Source organism: Actinomadura atramentaria DSM 43919 (assembly GCF_000381885.1).
Classification (GTDB): domain Bacteria; phylum Actinomycetota; class Actinomycetes; order Streptosporangiales; family Streptosporangiaceae; genus Spirillospora; species Spirillospora atramentaria.
In genome coordinates, this window is record NZ_KB907210.1 from 600,079 (window position 1) to 626,145 (window position 26,067).

25 protein-coding genes and 1 tRNA gene are annotated in these 26,067 nt (G+C 73.3%); 6 read left to right on the forward strand and 20 right to left on the reverse strand.

What is annotated here, in order from left to right; genetic code table 11:
- Positions 1–117 precede the first annotated feature (117 nt).
- The 3 genes from G339_RS0110300 to G339_RS0110310 all read right to left on the reverse strand — a co-directional run bounded on the left by G339_RS0110300 (position 118) and on the right by G339_RS0110310 (position 3,626).
- Positions 118–1,926, reverse strand: coding sequence for a glycoside hydrolase family 15 protein (locus G339_RS0110300; protein WP_019630997.1), 1,809 nt, complete (start codon positions 1,924–1,926; stop codon positions 118–120).
- A complete protein-coding gene (locus G339_RS0110305; protein WP_019630998.1) occupies positions 1,923–2,879 on the reverse strand; it encodes a TIGR03885 family FMN-dependent LLM class oxidoreductase in 957 nt (318 codons plus the stop codon). Before G339_RS0110305 ends, G339_RS0110300 begins: the two co-directional genes overlap by 4 nt.
- A gap of 96 nt (positions 2,880–2,975) precedes the next feature.
- Entirely contained in the window at positions 2,976–3,626 is a 651-nt protein-coding gene (locus tag G339_RS0110310; protein ID WP_019630999.1) for a GntR family transcriptional regulator, read from the reverse strand.
- Positions 3,627–3,740: 114 nt separating this feature from the next.
- Here G339_RS0110310 and G339_RS0110315 point away from each other — a divergent pair, with 114 nt between their 5' ends.
- The 3 genes from G339_RS0110315 to G339_RS0110325 are packed head-to-tail and all read left to right on the forward strand — an operon-like array spanning position 3,741 to position 6,534.
- A complete protein-coding gene (locus G339_RS0110315) occupies positions 3,741–4,724 on the forward strand; it encodes a hypothetical protein (protein ID WP_019631000.1) in 984 nt (327 codons plus the stop codon).
- Between the two features lie 47 nt (positions 4,725–4,771).
- Positions 4,772–5,704, forward strand: coding sequence for a pyridoxamine 5'-phosphate oxidase family protein (locus G339_RS33205; protein ID WP_084693188.1), 933 nt, complete (start codon positions 4,772–4,774; stop codon positions 5,702–5,704).
- Positions 5,705–5,718: 14 nt separating this feature from the next.
- Positions 5,719–6,534, forward strand: coding sequence for an SGNH/GDSL hydrolase family protein (locus G339_RS0110325; RefSeq protein ID WP_019631002.1), 816 nt, complete (start codon positions 5,719–5,721; stop codon positions 6,532–6,534).
- Here the strand turns inward: G339_RS0110325 and G339_RS0110330 are convergent.
- A complete protein-coding gene (locus G339_RS0110330) occupies positions 6,531–7,589 on the reverse strand; it encodes an amidohydrolase family protein (RefSeq protein WP_026341316.1) in 1,059 nt (352 codons plus the stop codon). The two genes, G339_RS0110325 and G339_RS0110330, sit on opposite strands and share 4 nt — an antisense overlap.
- Positions 7,590–7,849: 260 nt before the next feature.
- Positions 7,850–8,512 carry a hypothetical protein gene (locus tag G339_RS0110335; protein ID WP_157407452.1) on the reverse strand — a complete coding sequence of 221 codons (663 nt, stop codon included), beginning with the start codon at positions 8,510–8,512 and terminating at the stop codon, positions 7,850–7,852.
- 300 nt (positions 8,513–8,812) lie between these two features.
- On the opposite strand from G339_RS0110335, the gene G339_RS0110340 reads away from it, so the two are divergent.
- Positions 8,813–9,811 carry an aldo/keto reductase gene (locus tag G339_RS0110340; RefSeq protein ID WP_157407453.1) on the forward strand — a complete coding sequence of 333 codons (999 nt, stop codon included), beginning with the start codon at positions 8,813–8,815 and terminating at the stop codon, positions 9,809–9,811.
- Positions 9,812–9,881: 70 nt separating this feature from the next.
- Here the strand turns inward: G339_RS0110340 and G339_RS0110345 are convergent.
- A tRNA-Asn gene (locus tag G339_RS0110345) sits at positions 9,882–9,957 on the reverse strand.
- Between the two features lie 122 nt (positions 9,958–10,079).
- On the opposite strand from G339_RS0110345, the gene G339_RS40320 reads away from it, so the two are divergent.
- Positions 10,080–10,382: a YtxH domain-containing protein gene (locus tag G339_RS40320; protein WP_157407454.1), complete on the forward strand. Its 303-nt coding sequence runs from the start codon at positions 10,080–10,082 to the stop codon at positions 10,380–10,382.
- A gap of 25 nt (positions 10,383–10,407) precedes the next feature.
- Here G339_RS40320 and G339_RS0110355 read toward each other — a convergent pair whose 3' ends face one another.
- The 10 genes from G339_RS0110355 to G339_RS0110400 form a co-directional block, all read right to left on the reverse strand.
- Positions 10,408–10,908, reverse strand: a complete 501-nt coding sequence (locus G339_RS0110355; protein WP_019631008.1) for a hypothetical protein — start codon at positions 10,906–10,908, stop codon at positions 10,408–10,410.
- Between the two features lie 20 nt (positions 10,909–10,928).
- The gene (locus G339_RS0110360; RefSeq protein ID WP_019631009.1) at positions 10,929–12,236 is read right to left on the reverse strand and encodes an amylo-alpha-1,6-glucosidase; all 1,308 of its coding nucleotides are present in this window, start codon (positions 12,234–12,236) and stop codon (positions 10,929–10,931) included.
- 21 nt (positions 12,237–12,257) lie between these two features.
- On the reverse strand, positions 12,258–13,106 hold the full coding sequence (locus G339_RS0110365; RefSeq protein ID WP_019631010.1) for an HAD family hydrolase: 849 nt from the start codon (positions 13,104–13,106) through the stop codon (positions 12,258–12,260).
- Positions 13,103–14,218 carry a cysteine protease StiP family protein gene (locus G339_RS39370; protein ID WP_019631011.1) on the reverse strand — a complete coding sequence of 372 codons (1,116 nt, stop codon included), beginning with the start codon at positions 14,216–14,218 and terminating at the stop codon, positions 13,103–13,105. Before G339_RS39370 ends, G339_RS0110365 begins: the two co-directional genes overlap by 4 nt.
- On the reverse strand, positions 14,215–15,606 hold the full coding sequence (locus G339_RS39375) for a phosphoribosyltransferase family protein (protein ID WP_019631012.1): 1,392 nt from the start codon (positions 15,604–15,606) through the stop codon (positions 14,215–14,217). Before G339_RS39375 ends, G339_RS39370 begins: the two co-directional genes overlap by 4 nt.
- On the reverse strand, positions 15,603–16,766 hold the full coding sequence (locus G339_RS0110380; protein ID WP_019631013.1) for an HpcH/HpaI aldolase/citrate lyase family protein: 1,164 nt from the start codon (positions 16,764–16,766) through the stop codon (positions 15,603–15,605). The genes G339_RS39375 and G339_RS0110380 overlap by 4 nt, the downstream gene beginning before the upstream one ends.
- A 204-nt stretch (positions 16,767–16,970) precedes the next feature.
- Positions 16,971–17,549: a TerD family protein gene (locus G339_RS0110385; protein WP_019631014.1), complete on the reverse strand. Its 579-nt coding sequence runs from the start codon at positions 17,547–17,549 to the stop codon at positions 16,971–16,973.
- A gap of 38 nt (positions 17,550–17,587) precedes the next feature.
- Positions 17,588–18,688: a DUF475 domain-containing protein gene (locus G339_RS0110390; RefSeq protein ID WP_019631015.1), complete on the reverse strand. Its 1,101-nt coding sequence runs from the start codon at positions 18,686–18,688 to the stop codon at positions 17,588–17,590.
- Positions 18,689–18,727: 39 nt separating this feature from the next.
- Positions 18,728–19,306, reverse strand: coding sequence for a TerD family protein (locus G339_RS0110395; RefSeq protein WP_019631016.1), 579 nt, complete (start codon positions 19,304–19,306; stop codon positions 18,728–18,730).
- Positions 19,307–19,347: 41 nt separating this feature from the next.
- Positions 19,348–19,923, reverse strand: a complete 576-nt coding sequence (locus G339_RS0110400; RefSeq protein WP_019631017.1) for a TerD family protein — start codon at positions 19,921–19,923, stop codon at positions 19,348–19,350.
- A gap of 227 nt (positions 19,924–20,150) precedes the next feature.
- On the opposite strand from G339_RS0110400, the gene G339_RS0110405 reads away from it, so the two are divergent.
- The gene (locus G339_RS0110405) at positions 20,151–21,392 is read left to right on the forward strand and encodes a hypothetical protein (RefSeq protein WP_026341318.1); all 1,242 of its coding nucleotides are present in this window, start codon (positions 20,151–20,153) and stop codon (positions 21,390–21,392) included.
- 396 nt (positions 21,393–21,788) lie between these two features.
- Here G339_RS0110405 and efeB read toward each other — a convergent pair whose 3' ends face one another.
- The 4 genes from efeB to G339_RS0110425 all read right to left on the reverse strand — a co-directional run bounded on the left by efeB (position 21,789) and on the right by G339_RS0110425 (position 25,939).
- A complete protein-coding gene (gene efeB, locus G339_RS0110410; protein ID WP_019631019.1) occupies positions 21,789–23,051 on the reverse strand; it encodes an iron uptake transporter deferrochelatase/peroxidase subunit in 1,263 nt (420 codons plus the stop codon).
- A complete protein-coding gene (gene efeO / locus G339_RS0110415) occupies positions 23,048–24,181 on the reverse strand; it encodes an iron uptake system protein EfeO (RefSeq protein ID WP_019631020.1) in 1,134 nt (377 codons plus the stop codon). The genes efeB and efeO overlap by 4 nt, the downstream gene beginning before the upstream one ends.
- A gap of 124 nt (positions 24,182–24,305) precedes the next feature.
- Positions 24,306–24,839 (reverse strand): YbjQ family protein, encoded by a 534-nt coding sequence (locus G339_RS0110420; protein ID WP_019631021.1) that lies wholly within the window; start codon positions 24,837–24,839, stop codon positions 24,306–24,308.
- A gap of 176 nt (positions 24,840–25,015) precedes the next feature.
- Positions 25,016–25,939 carry a hypothetical protein gene (locus tag G339_RS0110425; protein WP_019631022.1) on the reverse strand — a complete coding sequence of 308 codons (924 nt, stop codon included), beginning with the start codon at positions 25,937–25,939 and terminating at the stop codon, positions 25,016–25,018.
- Positions 25,940–26,067: the final 128 nt, after the last annotated feature.

Genomic DNA, 26,067 nt, shown 5'->3' on the forward strand with positions numbered 1-26,067 from the left:
GGGGGCGCGGTCGTCTCCCCCGCGCGGACGATCTCCGGCACGGCAAGACCCTTCCCACGAAGGAGCGTTCCAGGGGCACCCGCGTGCGCGCGCCCGCGCGGCGCACGACGGGAGGCGCTAGGCGCGGCGGTGGGCCCAATCGTGGAGGGCGTCGGCGCGGCCCGCCGCGTCGAGGTTCATGGCCGCCTCGATGAGCGCAAGGTGGGTGAACGCCTGTGGATAGTTGCCGAGCATGGTGCCGTCGCCGGTCATCTCCTCGGCGAACAGGCCGAGCGGCCCACCGCGCGCGCAGAGGGCCGCGAACCGGCGCGCCGCCTCATCCGCGCGGCCCGCGAGGACGAGCGCGGACACCATGTCGAACGAGCAGAGCAGGAACGCACCCTCGGGGCCGTCGATGCCGTCGCGGGTGGCGGCCGGGTCGTACCGGTGGACGAGCCGACCGCCCCCGTCCAGCGGTTCGCCCAGGCGTTCGTCGATGCGCTCCAGCGTCGAGAGGACGCGCGGATCACGCCCGTCCAAGAACTCCAGCAGCGGCATCCGCAGCAGCGACGCGTCCAGATTCACGCTGCCGTACTCCTGCACGAACGCGCCGATCTCCGCGTTGTAGCCGCGTTCCAGCAGGTCCGCGCGGACGAGGTCGCGTTCGCGCCGCCAGCGGTCCAGCGGCGGCCGAGCGTCGCCGAGCCGTTCCGCGAGGCGGATGCCCCGGTCCAGGCACACCCACGCGTACAGCTTCCCGCTCGTCCACTGCCGCAGATCGGTGCGGACCTCCCAGATGCCGTGGTCCGGCTCGCGCCAGCGGCGGCAGGCGGCGTCCACGACGTCGTACAGGCGCGCGGCCTCGTCGGCGGTCAGGTCGCCCGCGACCTCCTGGTACACCAGCGCGGCGTCGAGGATCTGCCCGAACACGTCGAGCTGCCGCTGGTCGAACGCCTCGTTCCCGATGTTGACGGGCCGCGAGTCGGCGTAACCGGACAGGTGGTCGAGCGTTTCCTCCGCGACGCGCGTGCCGCCGTCGAGCGTCGTCATCGGGCGCAGCCGCTCGCCGTCCGCCGACCAGTTGCGCAGGAGGAACCGCAGGTAGCGGCCCGCTTCCTCGGGGTGCCCGAGGCGCATCAGGACGAGGATGACGAGCGCCGCGTCCCGGTGCCAGACGTACCGGTAGTCCCAGTTGCGCGGGCCGCCGGGCCACTCGGGCAGCGACGCGGTCGGCGCGGCGAGCAGCGCGCCGCTCTCGCTGTCGAGCAGCCCGCGCAGGACGGCGGCGCTGCGGCGGACGTGCGGGGCGCCCGCGCCGTCGTAGCCGGAGCGCGCGGACCAGGCGCGCCACGCGTCGAGGGTGGCGTCGAGCAGCGGTTCGGCCGGGGCGTCGCCCGCGTAGCCGAGGCGCAGGACGAGTTCGTCGCCCGCCTTGAGCACGACGTCCAGCACCGGATCGCCGTCGAGGACGAACGGTCCGTCGAGCACGATCCCCGACTCGCGCTCCATGAGCGTCCCGTCGCCGGACCACCGCGCGGGCCGCCGCGCGTGGTCGGGCGTCGCGCGGACGCGGGCGCGCACCCGCGCCGTGCCGCGCTCGCAGCGCAGCGCGCGCACGAGCGCGCCGACCGGGACGATCCCCCGGTCGTCGCCCGGTCCGGCGGCGCGGGCGGCGAGGAAGTCGTGGCCGGTGACGACGCCGTCCGGGGCCGTCCAGCGGTTCGCCAGGACGAGCGAGTCGTCCGCGTACGACCGCTCGGGATCGCCCGCGCCGTCCACGGCCAGGTCGAACCCGCCGCCGATCCGCCGGTCCAAGATCCGGTTGAAGACGGCCGGGCCGTCGAACCGGGGCGCGCACAGCCACTCGACCGCGCCGTCCGGGCCGACGAGCGCGGCCGTCCGGCAGTCCGACAGGAACGCGTAGGACCCGATCGGCGGCGTGCTCACGGCAGCTCCGGCAGCACGCGCGCGCCGAACGCCTCGACGAACCCGAGCTGGTCGCGGCCGACCTGGTGCAGCATCACCTGGTCGAAGCCGTGCGCGGCCTGCGCGGCGAGCCACGCGGCGTGCGCGCCGAGGTCGGCCGAGACGTGGACGTACGGGCGGAGCTGTTCCGGTTCGACGAACCGTCCGGCTTCCTCCAACTGCTCGGGCAGCGCGATCTCCCACGCGACGTCGCCGCCGATCGCGGCCTCCCGCCACTGGTCGTGCGCGGCGGCGAGCGCGGCGTCCTCGGTGTCCGCCCAGCTCAGATGCGCCTGGAGGATCGCCGGGCCGCGACCGCCCGCGTCCCGGTAGGCGCGCAGCGCGGCGGCGTGCGCGTCGTCCGCGCCGTTGACGGTGATGAGGCCGTCCGCCCAGGACGCGGCCCACGCGGCGGTGCCGGGCGACGTCGCGGCGGCGAGCAGCGCGGGCGGCGTCTCCGGGAGCGTCCACAGCTTGGCGCGGTCGACGCGGACGAGCCCGTCGCGCGACACCGTCTCCCCGTCGAACAGGGCGCGCAGGACCTCCACGCATTCCGCGAGCCGCCGTTTCCGCTCGTCCTTGGGCGGCCACCGGTCGCCGGTGACGTGCTCGTTGAGCGCCTGCCCGCTGCCGAGCGCGACCCAGAACCGGCCCGGGTACATCTCGGCGAGGGTGGCCGCGGCCTGCGCGAACACCGCCGGGTGGTAACGCTGGCCGGGCGCGGCGACGACGCCGAGCGGGAAGCGCGTCAGCGCCAGCGCCGAGCCGAGCCACGCCCACGAGTGCCCGGAGTGGCCCTGCCGGGCGCTCCACGGCGCGAAGTGGTCGGAGCACATGCCCGCCGTGAAACCGGCGTCCTCGGCGGCGCGCAGGACGGCCAGCAGCTCGCCGGGGCCGAACTGCTCGTGCGAGGCGTGGAATCCGTAGGCGACCACCGACGACTCCCAACGTCGAGTGAGTTTGCGATCACTCCACGTTAGACGTCCGTCACCCGCCGGTTGCGCACCGGGCTGCGGACGAATCAATGATAATCAAATCTGCTCATCGTGTTCGCGGGCGATGCGCAGGGCCGCGTCGCGGTCCCGGCGCTCCAGCGCGTCCACCAGGGCGAGGTGCAGGTCGCTGCGCGCCGCCAGGAAGCCCTCGACCGGCTCGCCGTGCGGCAGGAACGCCATCGTGTGCGCCTGCACTACCTCCAGCGCGCGCAGGTAGAACGTCCGCAGCAGGTCCCCCTGCGCGATGGCCGCGATGCGGGCGTGCAGCCGCCAGTTGGCGCGTACGAACGCCGCGCCGTCGCCCCGGTCGGCGGCGGCGGCCAGCTCGGCGGCGCGGGCGCGCAGGTCGGCGAGGTCGGCGGGCGAGCCGTGCCACAGCGCGTCCTCGATGATCAGCGGCTCCAGCGCGCCCCGGACGCGGAAGGCGTCCGCGAGCGCGGCCGCGTCGGGCTCCCCGGCGGCCGCGCCGTCCGGGACGAACAGCCCGCCGCCCGGCCCCGGCCGCACGACGACGACGCCGCGCTCCTGGAGCAGCCGCAGCGCGACGTTGAACGTCCCGACCGAGACGCCGCACTCCGCGCGGACCTGCTCCTTGGTGCCCAGCCGGACGCCGGGCTCCAGCCCGTCCGCCCACCGCGCGACCCGGTCGGCCGCCTCCTCCGCCCGGCTCGGTCCCCGCCCGCCCACCGCGCCTCCAAATCAATGACAATCAATCCCTTGACGGCGGTCCGCCGCGCGCGCCACCATACCGAACAGCGTAATGATTATAAGCAATTGGGCGCGTCATCGAGAGGACCCGGCATGGGCATCGTCCGCGAGATCATCGACTCCTTCGACACCGCGCGGCCCGCGCGCGAGGCGCTGCGCCGCGAGGAACTGCTGCTCGCCCAGCCGCTGCCGTCCCCCAAGCGGCCGCCGCGCGAGTACCGGCCGATCGAGGTCGTCCACTTCCCGCCGCACTTCGTCCCGCAGGGGTTCGAGCCGCCCAAGGGGATCTTCGAGAGCGACCACCTGCGCATCGAGCGGCAGACGATGGCCGGGTTCCGCCAGCCGTTCTACCACCGCAACTGCGACGTGGACGAGCTGTCCTACCAGGTGTTCGGCACCCGCCACCTCGTCACCGAGTGGGGCACCGTCGAGCTGGCCGCCGGGGACTTCTCCCGCATTCCGGTCACCGTCGCGCACGACAACTTCGCGCACGACGACATCCACATCCTGTTCTACGTGCCCGAACCCGTCGAGGAGTGCGTGCCCGCGACGCGGACGTCCGAGCTGCGCGTCCCGCCGTACCCCGGCTGGGAGGTGAGCACCCGCAACCTCATGACGACCGAGTGCCTGGGCGGCCCCGAGACCGACACCGTCATGACGCAGGTCGACGAGCGGCTGCTGCTCGACCAGGCGAAGCTGGAGGACGGCCGGATCACCGTCCTGCACCCCGACTCCCCCGCGAGCGTGCTCTACCGGTCGGCGCAGGTCCGCATCGAGCACCACAGCGTCGAGCGGTCGGACGGCCGCGTGTACCGGATGCACCGCGACGCCGACGACATCCAGTACCAGATCAGCGGGCGGCGGACGCTCGTGACGCAGCTCGGCACCGTCCAGTTGGAGCCGGGCGACTTCGTCCGCGTACCGGTGAGCGTCTCGTTCACCAGCATCGTGACCGAGCCGAGCGAGCACCTGACCGTCGTCTCGGCGCTGGCGGTGCCGCAGGTCGCGGCGGCGACCCGCACCGGCGAGCGCGCGATCGTCGAGGAGCTGGACGAGCTGCGCGCCGCCACTGTCTAAAAAACACCGGTGTCTGTTAGGTTGGCCGGGAACCTGAGGAGGACGGCATGGTCTCCTGGCCAGACCCGGTGGACGACATCGTCGGCGGCGATCAGGCGGTGATGCTCGCGAGCGTCACCCCCGCCAGCGGAGCGGCGCTCGTGCCCGTGACCAACTTCGCGGTCCGCGACCGCGAGGCGGGCACGATGACGTTCAACAGCGCCCTCGGCGGCTGGAAGAAGCTCGAACGGATCAAACGCAACCCGCGCGTCGCGCTCGCCTTCCACACCCGCGCGCACGGTTACTCGGACCGGCCCGAGTACGTGCTCGTGCAGGGCCGCGCGACGGTCTCCGAACCCGTCACCGACTACCCCGAGACGCTCGGCGCGGACTGGGAGAAGTTCGACCTGCCCCGCGCCACCGGCCCGGTCTGGGGCCGGTGGCTGCGCGACTACTACACGCGGATGCTCATCGAGGTCGCCGTCGAGCGGATCGTCGTCTGGCCCGACCTGCTCTGCCGGGACGAGCCCGCGGTGATCGGCGCGCCGCTGCCGGACGCGCCCGCGCCGCAGGCCCCGCCCGCCAAGGGCACCGGGCCGCGCATCGACCACGCCCGCGCCGCCCGGCGCGCCGCGCGGCTGCCGGACGCGCTGCTCGGCTGGGTCGGCGGCGACGGGTTCCCGGTCGTCGCGCCCGTCCGGATCGAAGGGCACGACGCGGACGGGATGCGGCTCGCCGTGCCGCCCGGCCTGCTGCCGGACGGGGGCCGCCGCGCCGGGCTCACCGCGCACTCGTTCACGCGGCGGATCATCGGCCAGGAGCAGCGCGTCCACACCGGCTGGCTGGCGGCCGGGCCGCCCGTCCGGTACGCGCCGCACACGCAGGTCGCGTACCGGATGCCGCCCGTCAAGACCGTCCGGCGGGTCGGGCTCGGCGTCGCGATGCGCGTCGGCCGCCGCCGCGCGGGGCACGCGGGCGTGCCCCTCTCCCCCACCCCCTGAGCCGAGGAGCACCGATGCGCCTCTCCGCGCTCGCGGCCGCCGCCGCGCTGGTCGCCGCCGTCGTCACCGCCGCCCCGGCGCGGGCGGACGAACCGGACTACTACGTCGCCGTGGGGGACTCGCTGTCCGTCGGCGCGCAGCCGGGCAGGGGTCCGACGGACGAGGGTTACACGGACACCCTCTACGCGTCCCTCGCCGCGCACCACCCCAACCTGCGGCTCGTGAAGCTCGGCTGCGGCGGCGAAACCACCGGGACGATGTTGAACGGCGGGATCTGCGCCTATCCGGAGGGGTCGCAGATCAAGGCGGCCGAGGCGTTCCTGCGCGCGCACGCGGGCCACGTCCGCTACGTGACGCTGAACATCGGCGCGAACAACACCAACTGCATGCTCACCGGCGACATCGCGTGCGGGCTGGCGGGGATGGCGTCGCTCGTCGCGGACCTCCCGACGATCACGAGCCGGCTCCGCGCGGCGGGCGGCGACACCCCGGCCTACGCGGCGATGACCTACTACGACCCGGGGCTGGCGTCGTGGGTCACCGGTGACGCGGGCAAGGCCGTCGCCGCCGCGTCGGTGCCGCTGGTCGACGTCTTCAACGCCTACGAGCGCTTCGTCTACACGATCAACGGCTACAAGGTCGCGGACGTGAACGAAGCCTTCTCCACCCACGACTTCACGACCCAGGTGGACCAGGCGCCCTACGGCAAGATCCCGCTGAACGTCGCCCGCATCTGCGCCTGGACCTACCAGTGCAGCGACGGCGACGGCCACGCAACCCCCACCGGTTACCGCGTCATCGGCGAGACCTTCGCCAAGGCCCTCGCTTAGGCGCCCGCCGGGACGTGCTCGACGCCGCCGCACCACACCCGCCGCACGTTGCGGGTCGCGGAGATGTCGGCCAGCGGGTCGCCGTCGATCAGGACGAGGTCGGCGCGGAGCCCCGGCCGGACCGCGCCCCGGTCGAACAGCCCGAACCGGCGGGCGGGCAGCGCCGTCGTGGCCCGCAGCACTTCGGCTGGGGTGAGTCCGGCGGCGACGAGCAGTTCCATCTCGCGGTGGATGCTCTCGCCGAACGGCGGGTTGACGCTGATGTCCGGATCACCGTTCGCGTCGGTTCCGGCGAGGACGGTGATTCCAGCCTCGTGCATGGCCAGGACCGTGCGGGCCGCCGCCTCGTACGACTCGGGCTCGCCGACCGCCTCGGCGATCCCTTGCATCATCGTCAGCGTCGGAACGGCCGCTTGGCCCGCGTTCGCCATTCGCGCGAGAAGTGCGTTCTCCACAGGCTCCCCGAGCGGGACGTGCGTGATGACGTCCGCGCCCGACGCGACGGCCGCGCGGAACGCCTCCGGGGACAGGGCGTGCGCGACGACCCTCCGGCCGGCCTCGCGCGCCGCCGCGACCAGCACGTCCACATGCTCGGGGCCGCCCTCGCCGGGCGCTTCGACGAAGACCTTGATGTAGTCCGCGCCATCCGCGATGCGCGCCGCCACGAAACCGGCCGGGTCGTCCACGACCGCGTCGGCGGGCATTCCAGCAAGCTCCAGATGCGGGCTCTTCTCGCCCAGCGCAGGTGTCCCGGCCGTGCGAACATCCGGCAGCCCCGCCAATCCGCGCAGCGCGTCCACGCGCCCGGCGGGCCACGTCCCCATGTCCAGCGCGGTCGTGACGCCGTGCTCCCGCAACTCTTCGAGCGTGCCCCGATCACGCAGGTGAACATGCGCGTCGATCAGCCCCGGCAGCAACACCCCACCGGCCGCATCGAAGACCTCAGCCCCCTCGGCATCGACACCGATCTGCTCTCCCTCGATGACGACGGTGCGCGGCTCGGTCAACTCCTGCCCGTCGAAGATCCGAACCCCGGTCACTGCCCGCTTGCCCATACTCGGTGAACCTCCCTGCGCTCGAACGGCCGTGATCACCAGAGCACGGCCAGACCAAGCATTCTTCCCCGACCCACTCGCCTTCTGCCCGGTGGGCGGCACCTGCCAGCGCTTGCGCGACGAACTAGGCATGGGCTTCCGCCAATGGCGCACCCAACGACATCGGCATGATCAACGAACAGCCGGATACCGCGACTTCCGTACCCTTGCACTGGATCGTCTCTCCCACGAAAACCTGACCGGCACGCCGCGCCCGGCCGTCAGAGACCGGCGAGTCTCGGGTAACCCTCGTTGGACGGTCTCATGATGAGAACGCACGAATACTCTGGCCGCGGGGGAGCTCCCCCGTAGGAGCAGGCCGACAGAACCGCCGCCATCGATCCGTGTTCGATTCTGACGACCTTCGAACTGCGTACCGTCGGTTGCCGCGTCCAGCGTTGGGGCTTGAAATCGTCGATGACAGCCCTGAGGTTCGCGGGCTCGGTCCCCGACAGGAGCCCGGTCGCGCACGCGTCCATGAAATTCTTCAGATTCGCCGTTACAAGCTCACGGTAAACGCACACGATCCCTGCGACCCGATGGTTGGCGCCGATGTAGATCTGGGCCGAATTATAGTTGTATTCTCCTTTCATATCAATCTCCTTATTGGCAAGATAGGCGATGGTCTCGTGACGCTTGATCGTCCGCGTGCGGAACCCGTACTTCTTGGCGAATCCGGCCACGACTCGCGCCGGGTGGGTGTTCGTGTACGGATGAGCCAGCGGTGTCGGTGTGGGAGCCACCAGTCGCGACGCGGGCGGATGCGGGGACGTGGGAGCCGCGGTCTTGTGGAGGGACCAGGAACAGCCCGATGCCGCCAGAGCGGTCGCCAATAAGACCACACCAGCCTCGACCCGACGTCCCGTACGCTGAACGAATTTCATTCCGCCTCTTCCCGCGCCGCCGATACCGATGCGACTCGACCGAAGGTTCCCAACAGGAGTCACCCGCAGCGTAGTGAGGCGTCCCCGCACCGACGCGGCCGCCCCCATTGGCCGACCCGCCCAGGCGGCTCGGCGACCGTCCCACCTGCGCGCCGGTCCGCGAGGCCCGCTGAACACTTCTGCGCGAACCCTCGCCCATGTCGTATGATCGCGACCGCCCTGTCGGCCACCGAATTCAGATTCCTCCGGTGGCGATGACAACGCACGATCGAAGCGCACGATCAAAGGGGGCAATCACACATGGGTTCACTGGACATTCCGCGGCGGCGTCTCGGACGGACGGGCCCGGAGGTTTCCGCTCTGGGGCTCGGGTGCATGGGTATGAGCCAGACGTACGGGACGCCGGACGACGCGGAGTCGGTCGCGACCGTTCACCGCGCTCTGGAGTCAGGCTGCGACTTCTTCGACACCGCCGAGTCGTACGGCCCGTTCACCAATGAGGAACTGCTCGGCAGAGCCCTGGCCGGACGCCGTGACGAAGCGGTGATCGCCACGAAGTTCGGCTGGGAGTACGACGGCGCCGAACGCGGCCCGCTCAACAGCCGTCCCGAGCACATCCGCCGGGCCGTCGAAGGCTCGTTGCGCAGGCTGGGCACCGACCGGATCGACATCCTCTACCAGCACCGCGTCGATCTGGAGGTCCCCATCGAGGACGTCGCCGGGACGGTCGGAGAGCTGGTCGCCGAAGGAAAGGTCCTGCACTTCGGTCTTTCGGAGGCCGGGGCCGAGACCATCCGGCGCGCGCACGCCACGTTCCCCGTCACCGTCCTGCAGACCGAGTACTCCCTGTGGGAACGGCACGTGGAGGACGAGATCCTTCCGACGCTCCGGGAACTGGGCATCGGGCTCGTCCCCTACTCCCCGCTGGGACGCGGTTTCCTCACCGGGACGGCGACGCGGGCCGAGGACTACCCGGAAACGGATTACCGCCGCCACGATCCCCGGTTCCAGGGCGAGCACTTCAGAAGGAACACCGCGATCGTCGACGTGGTCCGCGCGGTAGCCGAGGAGAAGCACCTCACGCCCGCGCAGATCGCACTGGCGTGGATACTGCACAAGGGCGACGACCACGTCCCGATCCCCGGCACCAAGCGCCGCACCACCCTGGCGGAGAACCTCCACTCCGCGACCGTGGCCCTCACCGAGGACGAACTGCGCCGCCTCGACCAGGCCACCCGTCCGGGAAGCGTCGCGGGAACGCGGTACCCGGAGAGCGTCATGCACATGAACGGTCGCTAGTGCGGAGCCCGCCGGGAACGGCGAACGGCCCTCGTCCGGTGGGCGGGGGCCGTTCAGTGCTGGGTCAGGGTGGCTCCCGCGATTGGACTCGAACCAATAACCTGCCGGTTAACAGCCGGCTGCTCTGCCAATTGAGCTACGCGGGATCGTGCTCGGCCGGTCGGGGCTCGGTGTCCCCGGCGGCAGGATTAGGTTAGCGCATCCGGGCACCGGTTCGCGCACCGATAAGCGGCGGGTGGGGTGGAGTGCGGCCGGGCGGGTAAGGCGGGTGGCACGACGACGAGCGGAGGTGGAGATGATGTTCCGCACCGCGTTCCTCGCCGGGGCCGCCGTGGGGTACGTCCTCGGGGCGAAGGCCGGCCGGGAGCGGTACGAGCAGATCAGGGGCGCGTGGCGGCGGGTGTCGGAGAGTCCCGCCGTGCGGGAGCGGGCCGAGAGCGTCAGGGAGCGCGGCGTCGGGCTCGCGGAGACCGTGAGGGACACCGTGAAGGGCAAGGCCGGGGAGGTCGTCGAGCGGCGTCGGGAGCGGCACGCCGACGCGCCCGGCCCGGTGACCGTCCCCCCGGGCTGACCCGGAGCCTGTCAGAGACGGCCGCTCAGAGCCCGGTCTGCTCGCGCAGGGCCGCGAGGATCTGCTCCGCCCGCGCGCGCAGGCCGGGGTCGGCGGGGTCCGCCCCCGCCTCGAAGACGAACGACCAGCGCACCTCGCCGCCCCCGGCCGGGCGGCGGCCCGCGATGCGGACCGTCCCCCCGCCCGGCAGGGCGGCCTGGTGGTTCACGACGACGGTGGCGGTGACGCGTTCCCGGACGGTCTCCGGCACCGAGCCCGGGTCCGTCAGCCCGATCTCGTGCGCGGGCCCGCCGCGCGTCTCCTGGACGCGCAGCCGCCCGTCCCGCCACGCGGCCTGCTCGATCCGCTCCCACGGCAGCCGCGCGAAGCCGCCGCCGACGACCGGCAGGTGCAGCGCGGCGGACGTCGCGACGACGAACGAGCCGCCCCGCGTGGGCGCGGCGGACAGGACGCGCTCGCCGCGTTCGAGGCCGAGCGAGGAGCGGACGGGCGCGGGGAGGCGGCCACCGGGCCGGGTGAGGCGCATGCCCCCACGGTAGCCCGCGCTCAGCCGGGCCGTTCCCCGAGCAGGTCCAGGACGAGCGCGGCGGACCAACTGTGGTCGTGGCCGCCGCGTCCGGTCCCGTCGAACGGGTCGAAGAACTCGCGGAACCCGGACTGCCGGACGAGCCGCAGCGTCGCCCCGCGCAGCAGGTCCGCGACCACGGGCAGCCCCTGCACGCACGCCCCGTACCAGACGAGCCAGTTGGTGTTGACCCACGTCGGCCCGCGCCAGTAGGCGCCGCGGTCGAAGGCGGGCGCCTGCACGTCGCAGGCCGGGACGGGGTAGCCCGCCGCCCCGGCGAACCGCGCGGACAGCAGCAGGTCCGCGAGCCGCCGCAGGACGTCCCCGGGCAGGTCGGGGTCCAGCAGCGGCCCGAACGTGGCGACGGTGACGACGGGCAGCGGCCGTCCGCCGCGCAGGTCGTGGGCACGGAAGCATCCGGCGGCGGCGTCCCAGAGCCGGTCGAGCAGGGCGGCGTGGACGCGTTCGGCGCGCTCGCGGTGCGGCAGCGGGTCGGCCCCGACGATCGCGGCGATCTCCGCGAGGGCGTGCGCGGACGCGAGGTAGGCGGCGTTGACGAGCGGGTCCAGCACCGCGAACGGATGCTCGTCGCGCAGGAACCCGGGCGCGTACCGGGCGTCGCGGAGCAGTCCGGCGAGCCAGGCGTACCGGTCGTGGTCCTCGCCCGTCGCGGGGCCGCGCCGGGGCCGGCCGGGCGCGTACGCGGGCGACGGCGGCCGCAGATCGCCGAGCGGCCGGTCCCACGCCGGGCTGTTGTCCTGCCCTGACTCCCACGGATGGCAGATCGCGATGAGCCCGCTGCCGTCGAGGTCGCGAACGGTCTCCAGGTACCGGTGCTGCGCGGCGAGCGCCGGATAGAGCCGCGCGAGGAACGCCCGGCCCCGCTCCGCGTCGGCGGCGCGTCCGTGCAGTCGCAGCGCGGCGAGCGCGTGCAGCGGCGGGCTCGTGACGCCGGACGTCCGCACGCCGCGCGGGGCCCGCGGGTCGGCGCCGCTGCACCACAGCTCCGGGCCGGGGAAGTACGCGCCGCGCGGCAGGTCGTCGTTGAAGACGATGTGCGGGACGAACCCGTCGGACCACTGGCCGTCGAACAGCGACAGCAGTTCCCGTTCGGCGCGGTCGGGGCGGTGGAGGGCGAGGCCGAGCGCGACGAACACCGAGTCCCATCCCCACTGGTGGGGGTAGAGGCCGGGGGACGGGACGGTGGCGCGGCCCGTCCAGTTCGCGTCGAGCACCCGCGCCGCGGCGTGCCACAGCGCGGTCTCGTCACCGGTGAGTCGGACGTCCATGAACTCGGCGCGTACCCCCGATCACGTGTGCGGACGAACCACCGCGATTCTCTCCTCAGAATGCGTAACGCGCGAGTCCCCCCGGGCGATCCGGGCGGCGCGCGCCCGGAACCACGCGATGACCTCGGCGCCCGCCGCGACACCGCCGGACGCGGTGACGTCCGCGCCGGACCACCCGGTGTCGTGCAGCTCGCCGTGCGCGGGCCGGACGGCCGCGTCGGCGGCTTCGAGCAGGTCGCGGTCCAGCAGCGAGTCGCCCGCCGCGAGCAGCAGCGACGCGCCGGTGCGGCGGGCGACCTCGCGGGCGGCGGCGGCCTTGGTGAGCCCGGTGGGCAGGCAGTAGACCTTGCGGCCCTGCAGCGACGTCCGCCAGTTGCGTTCGGCGCACCAGCCGGTGAGGTCGTCGAGCCAGCCGGGCGGGATCGCGGCGCGGTCCACGATCCCGTAGGCGAACAGCCCGGCGGCGGTGCGGGAGCGCAGCAGGAACGGCCCGGCGGCGGCGAGGCGTGCGGCGACCTCGGCGAGCGGCGCGGCGGCGTCGGCGGCGCGCGTGCGGACGGCGGCGGCCCAGTCGGGGTCGTCGCGGCCGTCCACGAGCAGGTGGCCGCCGTTGGCGCAGATCGCGTAGGCGGGTGCGACGGGCAGTTCCACGCGGGCGTACTGCTCGACGGTCCGCGTCGTGACGGGCACGAACACGGTCTCGGCGGCGAGCGCGGCCAGATCCCGGAGCGCGTCCGGCTCCATGTAGGACAGCGGCGCTCCGTCGTACATCTCGACGCAGCTCAGTCCGTCCAGATCAGTGCCCGGCCCGCACGCGGCGGCGGAGTAGATCAGCGTCCGGTCGAGGTCGGAGCACGCGAGGACGGTCACTGGGCGGCTCCCCCGGCGAAGCGCGGATGGATGAGGCCCGCGCACGCGTACGGCAGCGCGTCCGGCGGGACCTCGGTGACGGGCACGCCGCGCTCGGCGGCCAGCAGCCGGATGTGGGCGAGGTCGGCCCCCGCGTCGGCGCGGGCGAGGACGCGCCAGGGGACGCGGCGCAGCAGCACCCGCGTCGTCTCCCCCACGCCCGGTTTGATCAGGTTCAGGTCGGTCACGCCGTACTCCGCGCCGATGCGGCGGACGGCCGCCCACCCCGACCAGTCCGGCGTCCGGTCGGCGGCGCGCAGGACGGGCGCGTCGGCGGCGACGCGGTCGGCGACCTCGGGGAACCGTGCGGTGACGGCGTCCAGGAACCGCGCGGAGACGTCCTCGGCGGCCAGCTCGGCGTAGAACTTCGCGCCGTGGAAGTCGCCGGGGCCGATCAGGTCGCGGTTGAGGACCGTCCGCGAGACGAGCCCCGACACCGTCGAGTTCAGGCACGCGGACGGGACGAGGAAGTCCGCGCGCGTCCCGTGCAGCGGCGTGCAGCGCCCCGGGTCGGCCAGGACGGCGAGGTCGGGCCGGAACGGCGTGCCCGCGAGCGCGGCGGCGAGTTCGCGGGCGATGGCGCCCTTGCCCGTCCAGCCGTCCACGAAAACGGCGTCGCGCGGGTCGTGGCGGGCGGCGATCCAGTCGAGGGCGGCGCGGTCGATGCCCCGGTCCCGGACGATGCTGACGGCGTAGTGCGGCAGGTCGTCGCCGTGCGCGAACCGCGCCCAGCGGCGCAGCAGGATGCCGACCGGCGTCCCGGCGCGCGCGAGCGACACCAGCACCGGCCGGGGGCCGCGCTCGGCGCGGACGAGTTCGCCGACGAGCCCGACCGCGTGCGCGAGCCGCGCGGCGGACGCGTCCAGCGCCTCCTCGAACAGCTTCCGGTACGCCGGTCCGGGCCGGTACTCGACGGGCAGCGACTCGGCGTAGTGCGCGCGGCCCGACTGGATAGCGGCCTCGCGCTCCTCGGTGGGGGCCTCCAGCCGGACGCCGGACAGGTCGGTGAGCAGCCAGCCGACGTCCTCGGGCGCGTAGCTGCCGAACTCCGGCCCGCGCAGCGGCCCGCTCACCGGCCCGGTCCCGGGACGGCCGCCAGCACGACGGGCGCGAGCGTGCGCAGGCAGCCCAGCAGCCCGTCCACGAGGTCGGGGGTGTCGCCGCGCTCGTCCACGAGCAGCACGAACGCGTCGAACCCGCGCGCCGCGTCGTTGCCGGGGTGGACGTTGTAGGCGTACCGCTTGCCGGGCCCGTCCGTGGGGTTGTCGTGGGCGGGGAACACCAGCCGGGTGCGGATCGCGTAGCCGGGGTCGTCCACGGCGAGGACCGGCGACCGGGTCGTCGTGGAGAACCGGACGGACGTCCACGGCAGCGCGTCCGCGAGCGCCTCGGCGACCCGCAGCGGGACGTACATGAACTCCTCGGTGCCGAGGACCAGCACGCGGCGCGCGTCGGCGGGCAGCGCGGACGAGAGGATCGACGCCATCCGCGGCAGCTCCTTGTCGAGCCGCCGCCGGTCCGCGGGCGCGAACCCGTGCCGTCCGCCGTCGGGCAGCCCGGCGGGCCAGCCCAGCTCGACGCGGACCGCGCCCCGGTCCACCCGGTAGTCGATCTCCGGATCGCGGCCGGACAGCTCCGCGACGACGTTCTGCGCGGCGTCCAGCACGCCCGGCGGCAGCTCGACGCGGCCGGTCGCGAGCGTCACCACGTCGATCCGCGCCCCCAGCTCCCCGGCGAGGTTGCGCATCCGGACGCGGTCGGCCTCGCCGCGCACGTCCACCAGCGACGCCAGGACGTAGTGCTCGCGCGGCCGGACGGCGTGCAGCGCCCGCAGCGTGTTGAACGCCGTCCGCCCGGTGGACATCTCATCGTCGACCAGGACGAGCGGGACCTCCCGGTCCAGGTCGGCGTGGTCGGCGGGCAGCAGCAGGTGCCCGGTCGCGTGGCTGTGCTCCTCCTCGAACCCGCCGTACGGGACGACGCCGGGCACCTGGCGGCGCGTCGAGTGCAGGTACCGCGCGCCGCCGAGCGCGTCCGCGGCCGAGTGCCCGAGCGCCGTCGCCGTCTCGGCGTAACCGATGACGACCGCGTCCACCGCGCCCTTCGGCTCGCGGAGCCGGTCGCGCAGCGCCGCCGCCGAACCGCGCGTGCCGTGCAGCGCGTTGGCGAGCAGCGGCCCGTACGCGCCCGCGCTGCCCTCCCGGCCGCGCAGCCGCAGCCGCACCAGCTCGCCCAGCAGCAGGCCCGCCCCGTGGACGATGCGCGGGTCGGCGGGGACGTGCTTGCCGAGCACGCCCGACACCAGCAGGTGCGCGCGGCGCGGGTTGCGGCGGACGGCGAGCCCGACGAGGTCGCCGAGGCGGACGCCGCCGGGCGCCTCGCCGTCCACCGTCCGCACGCCGAGCCGGTGCGCGACCCACTCCGACGGCCGGGCGCCGCGCCCGCCGCCCGCGCCGTTCACCGGCTCCCCGCCGCGTCGAGCAGTTCCACGAACGTGACCCCTTCCGCCGCCACGCCGAACACGCGGGCGCGCAGCATCAGCCGCTCCGCCCAGGCCCGGTGCGGTTTGGCCTCGTTCATCTTGTTCGCGTACGCGCTGGCCATCGCGCCGCCGCCGGTCACGCCGAGGATGTCGGCGGCGTCGCAGTACTCCTCGTGGGTGACGACCGACAGCGCGTGGACGGCGGCGACGTGCGAGGGGTGGATGACGGTCTTGCCGGTCAGCCCGTTGGCCTTGTCGAGATGGACCTCGCGCAGCAGCCCGTCCAGGTCGGAGCCGATCAGGCGGCGGCGCAGCGGCACGGCGCGCTGCGCGACGAACGGCGACTCGCGGAGCTGCGGCTTGAAGATCCGCTCCCCCGCCGAGAAGTACTCCCAGACGGGCCCGGTCACGGTGAACCCGGTCCCGTCCGCGCGGCCGAGGACGTTGACGATGTCGGAGATCGCCCCGGCGACCGGCGCGATGTCGTAGATGGTGAGGTCCGGCGGGCGGCGCAGCCCGTACGCGGCGGACAGGTCGGTCGCGCCGATCCGGACGGCCAGGACCAGGTCGCGGTGCTTGGCCAGCAGCGCGGCGACGTCGCGCAGCAGCCCGGCGCGGGTCTCGGCGTGGACGGCCTCGCGGCTCTCCAGGACGGGCATGGCCAGCAGCCGCAGCCCCGTCCGGTCGGCGGCCGCGGCGACGGCCTCCAGGAACGCGCCACCGGTGTCGGGGTCGAACTTGGGCAGGACGAACCCGGTGAGCAGCGCGGCGGCCGGGCCGAGCCGCGCGGTGATCTCCCCGATCTGCTCGGGCGTGCGGACGCGCAGGAACAGCAGCGGCGGCTCGACGGCCGGGGGCTCGGTGTGCAGGCGGCGGAACTGCGCGACGGCGTTGCGCTCGGCGGCGGGCAGGTCCGCGTCGGCGACGGCGTCCTCCAGGCACACGACCAGGCTCGTCACCCCGGCGCGGGCGGCCTTGGCGACGTCGGCGGCGAGGCCGGGCCGGGTGGCGGGGCTGTAGAGCGTCGCGCCGAGGGCGACCGCGAGGACGGCCGGGTCGTCGTGCCGGTCGAAGCGGCGGGGGTGCCGGAAGAACAGGTGCTTGCGCAACGCCGCGTCAATGTGATCGAAGTGCCGCATCAGTCAAAGTCCCAGTATCGTCCTTCGGCCCGGTGAGGGTCCAGAAAATCGAACACGCGTGCTGATCCCCCAGATTGAGCGCCGTCGTCGTGATGCGGCAGGTATCAGGGTAAACGCGCTGCACCCCAGGTCACACGCGCCCGGCCCCGCGCACAGCGAAAGGCCCCGGCCGTGGTGCCGGGGCCTCCGCCGTACCGCTGTCCGCTACAGGTGCTCTTTGACGGCCGGGACGAGGTCCTGGAACGTCCGCCCGCTGGCGATGGCGCCGATCGCCGTCATCGACCAGCCGTCGCCGTCGCGGGCGACCTTCGCCATGATCTGCGCGTTGTGGCCGCCCGCGCCCGTCAGGTCGTACCGGGCCAGCTCCTGCCCGGTCTCCTCGTCGACCAGGCGGCAGAACGCGTTGGCGATCTGCGAGAAGTCCTGGCCGGTGAAGGAGTTGACGGTGAACACGAGCCGGTGGACGTTCGCGGGCACCGACGTCAGGTCCACGTTGATGACCTCGTCGTCGCCCGCGCCCTCGCCGGTCAGGTTGTCGCCGGTGTGCAGGACGGACCCGTCCTTGCTGCGGAGCTGCCGGAACCACACCGCGTCGGCGAGGTTCCCGGCGGCGTCGAACAGCAGGCACGACGCGTCCAGGTCGATGTTCTGGGACTTGCCCTTGCCGAACAGGCCGCGCTTGGCGACCGCGTCCCAGCCGAGGCCCATCCGGACGCGGCGCAGCGCGCCGCCGCCCGGTTTCGCCAGCGACACGCGCTGGCCCTTCTGCAGCGAGATCGACATCGTCGGCTCCTTCGCTCGCGGGGGGAATGGTCCCGGGGTCAGACCCCGGTCGAGTGCAGGCTGCCCGTCTCCGCGCCCGGCCCGGCGGGCGGCTCCGCGCGGTTGCGCAGGATCGAGCTGACGAACGCCGCGATGATCAGGCCCGCGCCGAGCCCGCCGGTGAGCCATTCGGGGACGTGGTGCGCGACGCTGACCAGCATGCACACCGCCAGCGCCCCGATCGCCCAGTGCGCGCCGTGCTCCAGGTACACGTACTCGTGCAGCGTGCCCTTGCGGACGAGGAAGACGGTCAGCGACCGGATGTACATCGCGCCGATGCCGAGGCCGAGCGCGATGATGATCGGGTCGGTGCTGATCGCGAACGCGCCGATGACGCCGTCGAACGAGAACGACGCGTCCAGCACCTCCAGGTACAGGAACAGGAAGAACCCCGCCTTGCCGGTGGCGAGCGCGAGCCCGCTCGGGCGGCCCGCCGTGAGCGGCCCGGCGTCCTCGCCGTCCTCGCCGATGTTCTCCGACGCCTCGGAGAACAGCTCGCCGAGCCCGTTCACCAGGATGTAGGTGATCATGCCGAGCACGCCCGCGATCATGACCTTGCCGGGGTCCTCGGCCCACAGCCCGGCGACGAGCGCGAGCGCGCCGCCCGCGACGACGACCGGGAGCTGGTCGAGCCGCCCGATCCGCGCGAGGGGCTTCTCGATCCAGGCGAGCCACCGGTCCTCGCGGTCCTCGAACATGAACCCGAGGAACAGCATCATCAGGAACATGCCGCCGAACGCCGCGATCATCGGATAGGCGTCGGTCATCAGCGCGTGGTACCGGTGCGGGTCGTTCAGCGCGAGGTCGAACGCCTTCACCGGACCGACCTTCGCGGTGACCGCCACGATGACGAGCGGGAACACCAGGCGCATCCCGAACACCGCGACCGCGATGCCGACCGTCAGGAAGATCTTCTGCCAGAACGGCGCCATCCGGTCCAGGACCTTGGCGTTGACGACCGCGTTGTCGAAGGACAGCGAGATCTCCAGGATCGCCAGCACCGCGACCAGGGCGAGTCCGGTGCCCCGGTCGTAGACGAAGGCGAGGGCGAGCCCGACGATCGTCAGCAGGAACGACCACCGGAAGGTGCGAAGGATCATTGGGGTTTTTGTTCTCTGTTCGATGCGGGGTGGCCGGCGTCAGCCGACGTTGACGCCGAAATCGGTGGCGATTCCGGCGAGGCCCGAGGCGTACCCCTGGCCGACGGCCCGGAACTTCCACTCGCCGCCGTGCCGGTACAGCTCCCCGAAGACCATCGCGGTCTCGGTGGAGGCGTCCTCGGTGAGGTCGAAGCGGGCCAGCTCGTTGTCGTCGGAGCGGTCGACGATGCGGATGAACGCGTTGCGGACCTGGCCGAAGCTCTGGCCGCGGTTGTCCGCGTCGTAGATCGACACCGGGAAGACGATGCGGTCGCACTCGGCGGGGACGGCGGACAGGTCCACGTTGATGGACTCGTCGTCGCCCTCCCCCTCGCCGGTGAGGTTGTCGCCGGTGTGCTCGACGGAGCCGTCCGGGCTGCGCAGGTTGTTGAAGAACACGAAGTGCTGGTCGGAGATGACCTTGCCGGAGCCGTCGAGGAGCAGCGCGGACGCGTCGAGGTCGAAGTCGGCCCCGGTGGTGGCGCGGACGTCCCACCCGAGGCCCACCGACACGCGGGTGAGGTTCGGGGCCGCCTTGGTCAGCGAGACGTTGCCGCCCTTGGCGAGCGATACTCCCATGATCGACTACTCCTGTTCGTGGCGGTTCGTGGCGGTCGGCGTCAGAGCTTGACGCCGAAGTCGGTGGCGATTCCGGCGAGACCGGAGGCATACCCCTGCCCGACCGCGCGGAACTTCCACTCGCCGCCGTTGCGGTACAGCTCGCCGAAGACCATCGCCGTCTCGGTGGAGGCGTCCTCGCTGAGGTCGTACCGCGCCAGCTCGCTGCGGTCCACGCGGTTCACGACGCGGATGAACGCGTTGCGGACCTGGCCGAAGTTCTGGCCGCGCGAGTCCGCGTCGTAGATCGACACGGCGAACGCGACGCGCTCGGCGTTGTCGGGCAGCGCGCCGAAGTTGACGTTGATCTGCTCGTCGTCGCCCTCGCCCGCGCCGGTCGTGTTGTCGCCGGTGTGCTCGACGCCCCCGTCGGGGCTGCGCAGGTTGTTGAAGAACACGAAGTGCTGGTCGGTGAGGATCTGGCCGGAGGCGTCCAGGACGAGCGCCGAGGCGTCCAGGTCGAAGTCGGTGCCGGTGGTGGTCCGCAGGTCCCACCCGAGGCCGACCGTGACCGCGTCCAGGTTCGGGGCCTGCTTGGTGAGCGAGACGTTCCCGCCCTTGGTCAGACTGACACCCACTGCGCCTCCAGAGCACGTGACGTACGGGGACGCCGGGCGGCGTCCCGCTTGTACCGACGTGCCAGCGATGCTATCCGTTCCCATTCCTTCCGAAGGGCCCGCTCGCCGCGCCCCGGGGACAGTCGGACATGACGGCCCCGGCACCCTTTTTCGACCGTCCGGGACGGTGCGGGGCCCGGCCACCCGAGGCGTTGCGCGAGACTGGGGACGGCAGAGAGGAGGCCGCGGTGCGGGGCGGAGACGGGCGGCGGGGACGGGTGTCGCCCGCCGAGACGGCGGCGGGCGCGGCGCAGGAGGCGGCGGGCGCCGCGTTCTACGACATGGACCAGGCCGAGAAGTACCTGCGGGGCCGCCTCACGGTCTTCGCCGACCTCGACGCCGCCGCGGCAGCGCCCGCGCGCCGCGAGTTCGACGCGCTCGCGGAGGCGGCGACGGCCGCGTCGTCGGCCTACATCTCCGTCGTGGACGCGCACCCGTTCGACGGGCGGCCCCGCTCCCCCGCCGAGTGGGACGCGGTCGCGCGCGCGTTCCGGGCCGTCACCGACCGGATGACGGCGATCAGCGCGCGGCTGGAGCGGTTCGGCGCGGGCGTCGCGGCGTCGATGTCGCGGCTGGAGGCGGCGCTGGACCAGCTCCCGCCGCGCCTCTCGGCGGCGCGGGACGCGGTCGCGGCGGCGGACGCGGCGGTCGCGGCGGCGCGCGCCGCGAACCTGGACGCCGCCGAGCAGGAGGCGGAGCTGGCGGCCGTCCGCGCCGACCTGGCGCGGCTCGGCGCGGCGGGCCTGGGCGGGCTGGGCCTGAACGGCGCGCTCGCGGCGGCGGAGGACGTCGCGCGGCGCGCGTCCGTCGTCCGGGAGGCCGCCGAGGAGCTGCCCAAGGCGGCGGAGAAGACCCGGCACGCGCTGGCGTCGGTGCGGACGCGGGTGGAGGTCGTCGCGAACCGGTCCGGCCCGGTGCGGGACGCGATGCGGACGCTGCTGCGCTCGTACGCGCAGGCGTGCTGGCAGGATCTGCGCGGCGCGCCGGAGGCGGTCGAGTCGGGCGTCGAGCGCGCGCGGGAGCGGCTGAACGAGGCCGCGTCGCACGTCGCGCGCGCCGAGTGGCGGGACGCGCAGCGCGCCCTGACGGCGGCGCGCACCGAGCTGAACGCCGCCGACCGCCGCGCGGCCCAGGTCACCGGCCGCGTCGCGGAACTCGCCGCCGTGGCCGCCGACCCGAAGGCCGCCGCCGAGAAGGCGCGCTTCGCCGTCCGCGACGCGCAGCGCCTCGCGATGGCGCAGCCGGGCGGCGCGGCCCCCCACCACGCCCGCGTCCTGGACGGCCTGGTGGAGCGCCTGGAGCGCGCCCCCGCCGGCCTGACGGGCGCGCACCCGGACTACTGGGCGTACCTCACCGAACTGGAGTCGGTGAAAACCGCCGCAGGCGACGTCGTCGACCGAATCCGCGCCGAACGCGCGGGCAACAACTAACGGCCGAGTTTCAGAACCACAGGCGGTTGCCCGGCGGGCGCACGGCCGCGAGCCATCGGGGTCTGCACCCGAGCAGAAGACGGAAACCCCAGGGGGTTACCGGCGGGCGCACGGCCGCGAGCCGCCAGGCGAGCGGCCGGGCGCGCGCAGCGCGGAGGATGCACCGCAGCGAGCGCCAGCGAGCGAGGATGCATGCTCCGCGCCGCGGGGGGCGTGGGGGGTCGCCCCCCCACAGGGAACACGCGCACCACAGGGGGTTACCGGCGGGCGCACGGCCGCGAGCCGCCAGGCGAGCGGCCGGGCGAGCGCAGCGCGGAGGATGCACCGCAGCGAGCGCCAGCGAGTGAGGACGCATGCTCCGCGCTGCGGGGGGTGTGGGGGGTCGCCCCCCCACACTCAGAACAGCCCCTGCCCCCAGTAGCCGCCCTTGCGGACTCCCGGCGGGCACGCGTAGATGCCCGAGCCGACGTGTTGGATGTACTCGTTCATCGCGTCGGTCGCCAGGTTGTTCTGGACGCGGATGAACCCGGTGCGCGGGTCGCGCTGGTAGGCGAGGAAGAACAGCCCCGCCTCCAGGCGGCCGAGGCCGTCCGTGCCGTCGGTGAAGGAGTAGCCGCGCCGCAGGATGCGCGCGCCGCCGTTGGAGTCGGGGTGGGCGAGGCGGACGTGCGCGTCCGGCTTGAGGCGCGCGAGGACGACGGGGTCGTGCTCGCGGGCGGCCCCGGCGGGCGCGCCCTCGGCCTTGTCGCGGCCGATGACGTCCTCCTGCTCGCCGAGCGACGTGCGGTCCCACGGCTCGATGTGCATCCGGATGCGGCGGGCGACGAGGTAGGAGCCGCCCGCCATCCAGCCCGCGCCGTCCGCGGCCGACGCCCACACGTGCGCGGCGAGGGCCTTGGCGTCGGTCCCGGCGATGTTCTCGGTGCCGTCCTTGAACCCGAACAGGTTCCGGGGCGTCTGCGCGTCGGGCGTGGTGGAGGACGTCTTGCCGAACCCGAGCTGGGACCAGCGGATCGCGACCGTCCCGAACCCGATGCGCGCGAGGTTGCGGATGGCGTGGACGGCGACCTGCGGGTCGTCCGCGCACGCCTGGACGGCGATGTCGCCGCCGCTGCGCGCCGGGTCGAGCGCGTCGCCGGGAAAGTGCGGCAGGTCCACCAGCGCGGCGGGCCGCGACGAGCGGAGCCCGAACCGGTCCTTGCCGTCCTTCTCGAACAGCCCGGGCCCGAACCCGATCGTCAGCGTCAGCCGGGACGCGGGCAGGCCGACCGCCTCGCCGGTGTCGTCGGGCGGCGCGACCGACAGCCCGCCCGCCGCGCCGTCCCCGACCGGGCGGCCCGCCGTCATCGCCTCGGCCGCCGCCGTCCACTCCTTGAGCATCCGGACGAGCCGGGCGCGGTCGCCGGTCGTGACGTCGAACGCCGCGAAGTGCAGCCGGTCCTGGACGGGCGTCGCGATGCCCGCCTGGTGCGCGCCGTGGAACGGGACCGCCTCCGCCGCCTTCGGCTCGCCCTCGCGGGCGAACGCGGCGCGGTCCAGGCCGACGCCCGCCGCGGCGCCGGCGACCAGGCCGGTGCCGGACAGGCCGAGCATCGAGCGCCGCGACATCCGCGCGCGGCGGCGCGGGCCGGGCTCGTCGGAGGCGGTCCCGGCGGTCACTGCGCGACGACCTTCGCGAGCTTGGACAGCGGCTCGCCGAGGGCGTTCACCGCGTCCGACAGCTTCTTGCGGTCGGCCTCGCCGACCTTGTCGTACGACACGTAGGACCCGTCCTTCTCGTGCTCGGCCAGCAGCGTGTAGACGTTCTTGAACCCGGTGTCCAGGTCGGACGCCAGCGCGGCGTCGCGCTCCTTCACGATCGGCTCCAGCAGGTCGTAGACCTTCTTGGCGCCGTCGACGTTGGCCTTGAAGTCCACCAGGTCGGTGTGGCTGTAGGTCTCCTCCTCGCCGGTGACCTTGCCGGTGGCGACCTCGTCCAGCAGGCCCTTCGCGCCCGCCGCCATGTCGTTCACCGGGTCGAGGGTGAGGGTGTTGAGCCGGGTGCGGACCTCGCCGAGGTCCTTCAGGAGCTGGTCGGCGTACTTCTCCTTGCCCTTGACGGACCCGTCCTTCCACAGGGCCTTCTCCAGCAGGTGCCAGCCGGACCAGTTCTTGCGCTCTTCAGGCTTGAGGTCGGCCTCGCGGGCGTCCATGCGCGGGTCGAGGTCGCCGAACTTCTCCGCGACGGACTCGACGGACTCCCACCCGATCCGGGACGGCGCGTACAGCTCCTTGGCCTTGGCGACGTCGCCCGCCTTCACGGCCGCGACGAACGCCTCCGTGCGCGTGTAGCCGTCGTTGATCTGCGCGAGGACGTAGGTCTTGTACTCGGCGGCGGCCTTGGCGAGCCGCGGGTCGCCCGCGCCCGCCGCCTGCCCGGTGACGGTCACGGTCGTGGACGGGCCCTTGCCCGTCTGGCCCGCGCTGCACAGCAGCGTGTACGAGCCCGCGTCGAGCTTGACGACGAACTCGGCCTTGGTGCTCGGGCCGATGTTCTCGCGCTCCGCGAGGATCGAGCCGTCCGGGCGCAGCACCTCGAACTCGTTGACCTTCGAGCCCTTGTTGCTGATCTCGAAGGTCAGCTTCCCGGCGGTCAGGTCGGTCTTGGCGACCTCGCAGCTCTTGTCCGTCGCGGTCACCGCGATGGCGTCCGCCTTGGCCCCGCCGTCGTCGTCGCCCCCGCACGCCGTGAGCAGGGACATCGAGACTGCCGCGACGCCGGTGAGGGCGAGGATCGGGGCTGCGCGCATGGGGACTCCAGAACGGACGCGAAGGGGTGAGCCGAGACAACTTAGCCAAGGCTAACCTCAGTGCGTCAAGAACGGGCCGCGGTGACGTCCGCCACCTGCGGTTTCGGGGACGTCCCGCGCGGCCTCAGCGCGGCTGGTCGTGCAGTCCGATCGTGAGGTTGCGGGCGGCCATCGGCGGCCCGCCCGGCTGCGGCTCGCCGTACGGCGACGTCTGCTGGTGCGGGTACGGCGAGTTCTGCCGCTGCTGCGGGGGCTGCTGCGGCGGTGCCCCGTGCTGGGGCTCGGCCCAGACGGCGGTCCCGTACGCGCAGACCTCGTGGCCGCCACCGGCCAGCGCGACGGTCTCGAAGCACATGCCGACGACGGCGTTGGCGCCCTTGCGGTGCGCGTCCTCGGCGAGCCGGTCCACGGCGGCGCGGCGCGCCCCCGCCAGCCCGTCCCCCGCGACCCGGAACGACGCGCTGCTCGGCGCGGCGGGCTGCTGCGTGAGCGAGTTGGGCCCGTGGTTGGCGGGCCCGTGGTTGGCAGGCGCGTTGCCGGCGGGCGCGTGACCGTGCGCCCCGGACCCGTGATCGGCATGGACGGACGTCCCCAGCACATCGCCGAGCACGTTGCGGATGACGTAGCCGGCGAGCCCGTCGGTCGTGACGATCAGCATGGCCTCACGGTAATCGACCACTGGGCACAATGCCACGCTCACACCACTATGTACCGTTCTCGGCCAACCCCACCCCGACCTCGAACAACACACACGGTGAACCCCGACCCACACCCCGCGAGGCTCACCAGCCGGTCGGTGGCGGCCCGAGGACCGCGGCGCCTGGATTTCCGCTCCTACGCGGCCCGGCGGACCTTCTCGACGGCCTTCGCGACGATGTCGTCGAACCCGTCGTCGGGCTGGAGTTCCCTGCCCGGCGCGGAGACCATCACTTCCACCAAGGCGTCGCCGACACGCACGAAAGCCTGGCGCGCGTCCGCGGTGGACACGGAGCCGAACCAGCCCGACTGCGAGATCCGCATCCGGACGACGAAGCCGTTCGGCCCGAGCCCGCCGTCCTCGACCGCCGCCGAGATGTGCATCTTCTCTCCGATGTTCTCTCCATCGAGTTCGCTGGTCGACTCGGGGCAGCGCACGTAGTAATCCCGGAGGACGGGCAGCATTCTCGCGAGCGCCCCCGGCGGACCGACCATGATGGTCTCGCTGACCTTGAGATTCCGCCCCGGGGAGGCGAAGTCGACCGATGCCGTGGGAATTTCGTCGTGCGCGGAATCTGATTCGAGAGGCTCACCGCAACCCAACTTGCCCGCGGAGGGCGTCGGCATCGACGCGGGAAGTGTTCCACTGCTTTTCAGCGAACCCGGCTTGATGGCCAGCCCGCCGGGCAAATCGACACCGTTCAGCAGATACTGTTCCAGTTCCCGCCCGACGCGGACCCGCGGGCCGCGCTCTCGGATCTCACGCCGCGCTCCCGGCTCGTACCCCTCCGACCCGACGGCATCCAGTCGGCCGCCGGACTTTTGGGAACTGCGCGCCATCGCCAGGGCGACGACGACCGCGCCGACCACGACTAACGCCGTGGCGACGGCCACGACCATGATCGTCCGTTCACGCGACGTCGAATGCCGCCCCGTCGGCGGCTGCGGCTGCGGCTGCGGCTGCGGGTCGGGATACAGCTGCCGCGCGCCGACCTCGACATAACCGAAATCGCCGGAACGGTCGAAGGCGTCTGGCGGCGTCTGATCGTTCGGATCACTCATAGCAAGCGCTCCTGGGGCGATGCCGGGGACTCGTCGTCGGCGATCCTAGACCACTCCGACACCATTGAGCTGACTGGATTGACACATTGCATCAAGCCACTCTCAGACGTTCTCCGCCGAAAGGCAGG

Bases quoted from the DNA above. Each gene is read 5' to 3' on its own strand.
- G339_RS0110340 (WP_157407453.1), top strand. From the start codon at position 8,813: ATGGGTTCACTGGACATTCCGCGGCGGCGTCTCGGACGGACGGGCCCG.
- G339_RS0110325 (WP_019631002.1), top strand. From the start codon at position 5,719: ATGCGCCTCTCCGCGCTCGCGGCCGCCGCCGCGCTGGTCGCCGCCGTC.
- G339_RS0110355 (WP_019631008.1), bottom strand. From the start codon at position 10,908: ATGCGCCTCACCCGGCCCGGTGGCCGCCTCCCCGCGCCCGTCCGCTCC.
- G339_RS0110390 (WP_019631015.1), bottom strand. From the start codon at position 18,688: ATGATCCTTCGCACCTTCCGGTGGTCGTTCCTGCTGACGATCGTCGGG.
- G339_RS0110335 (WP_157407452.1), bottom strand. From the start codon at position 8,512: ATGAAATTCGTTCAGCGTACGGGACGTCGGGTCGAGGCTGGTGTGGTC.
- G339_RS33205 (WP_084693188.1), top strand. From the start codon at position 4,772: ATGGTCTCCTGGCCAGACCCGGTGGACGACATCGTCGGCGGCGATCAG.
- G339_RS0110315 (WP_019631000.1), top strand. From the start codon at position 3,741: ATGGGCATCGTCCGCGAGATCATCGACTCCTTCGACACCGCGCGGCCC.
- efeO (WP_019631020.1), bottom strand. From the start codon at position 24,181: ATGCGCGCAGCCCCGATCCTCGCCCTCACCGGCGTCGCGGCAGTCTCG.
- G339_RS0110380 (WP_019631013.1), bottom strand. From the start codon at position 16,766: ATGCGGCACTTCGATCACATTGACGCGGCGTTGCGCAAGCACCTGTTC.
- G339_RS0110330 (WP_026341316.1), bottom strand. From the start codon at position 7,589: ATGGGCAAGCGGGCAGTGACCGGGGTTCGGATCTTCGACGGGCAGGAG.
- G339_RS0110395 (WP_019631016.1), bottom strand. From the start codon at position 19,306: ATGGGAGTATCGCTCGCCAAGGGCGGCAACGTCTCGCTGACCAAGGCG.
- G339_RS0110420 (WP_019631021.1), bottom strand. From the start codon at position 24,839: ATGCTGATCGTCACGACCGACGGGCTCGCCGGCTACGTCATCCGCAAC.
- G339_RS0110385 (WP_019631014.1), bottom strand. From the start codon at position 17,549: ATGTCGATCTCGCTGCAGAAGGGCCAGCGCGTGTCGCTGGCGAAACCG.
- G339_RS0110425 (WP_019631022.1), bottom strand. From the start codon at position 25,939: ATGAGTGATCCGAACGATCAGACGCCGCCAGACGCCTTCGACCGTTCC.
- G339_RS0110360 (WP_019631009.1), bottom strand. From the start codon at position 12,236: ATGGACGTCCGACTCACCGGTGACGAGACCGCGCTGTGGCACGCCGCG.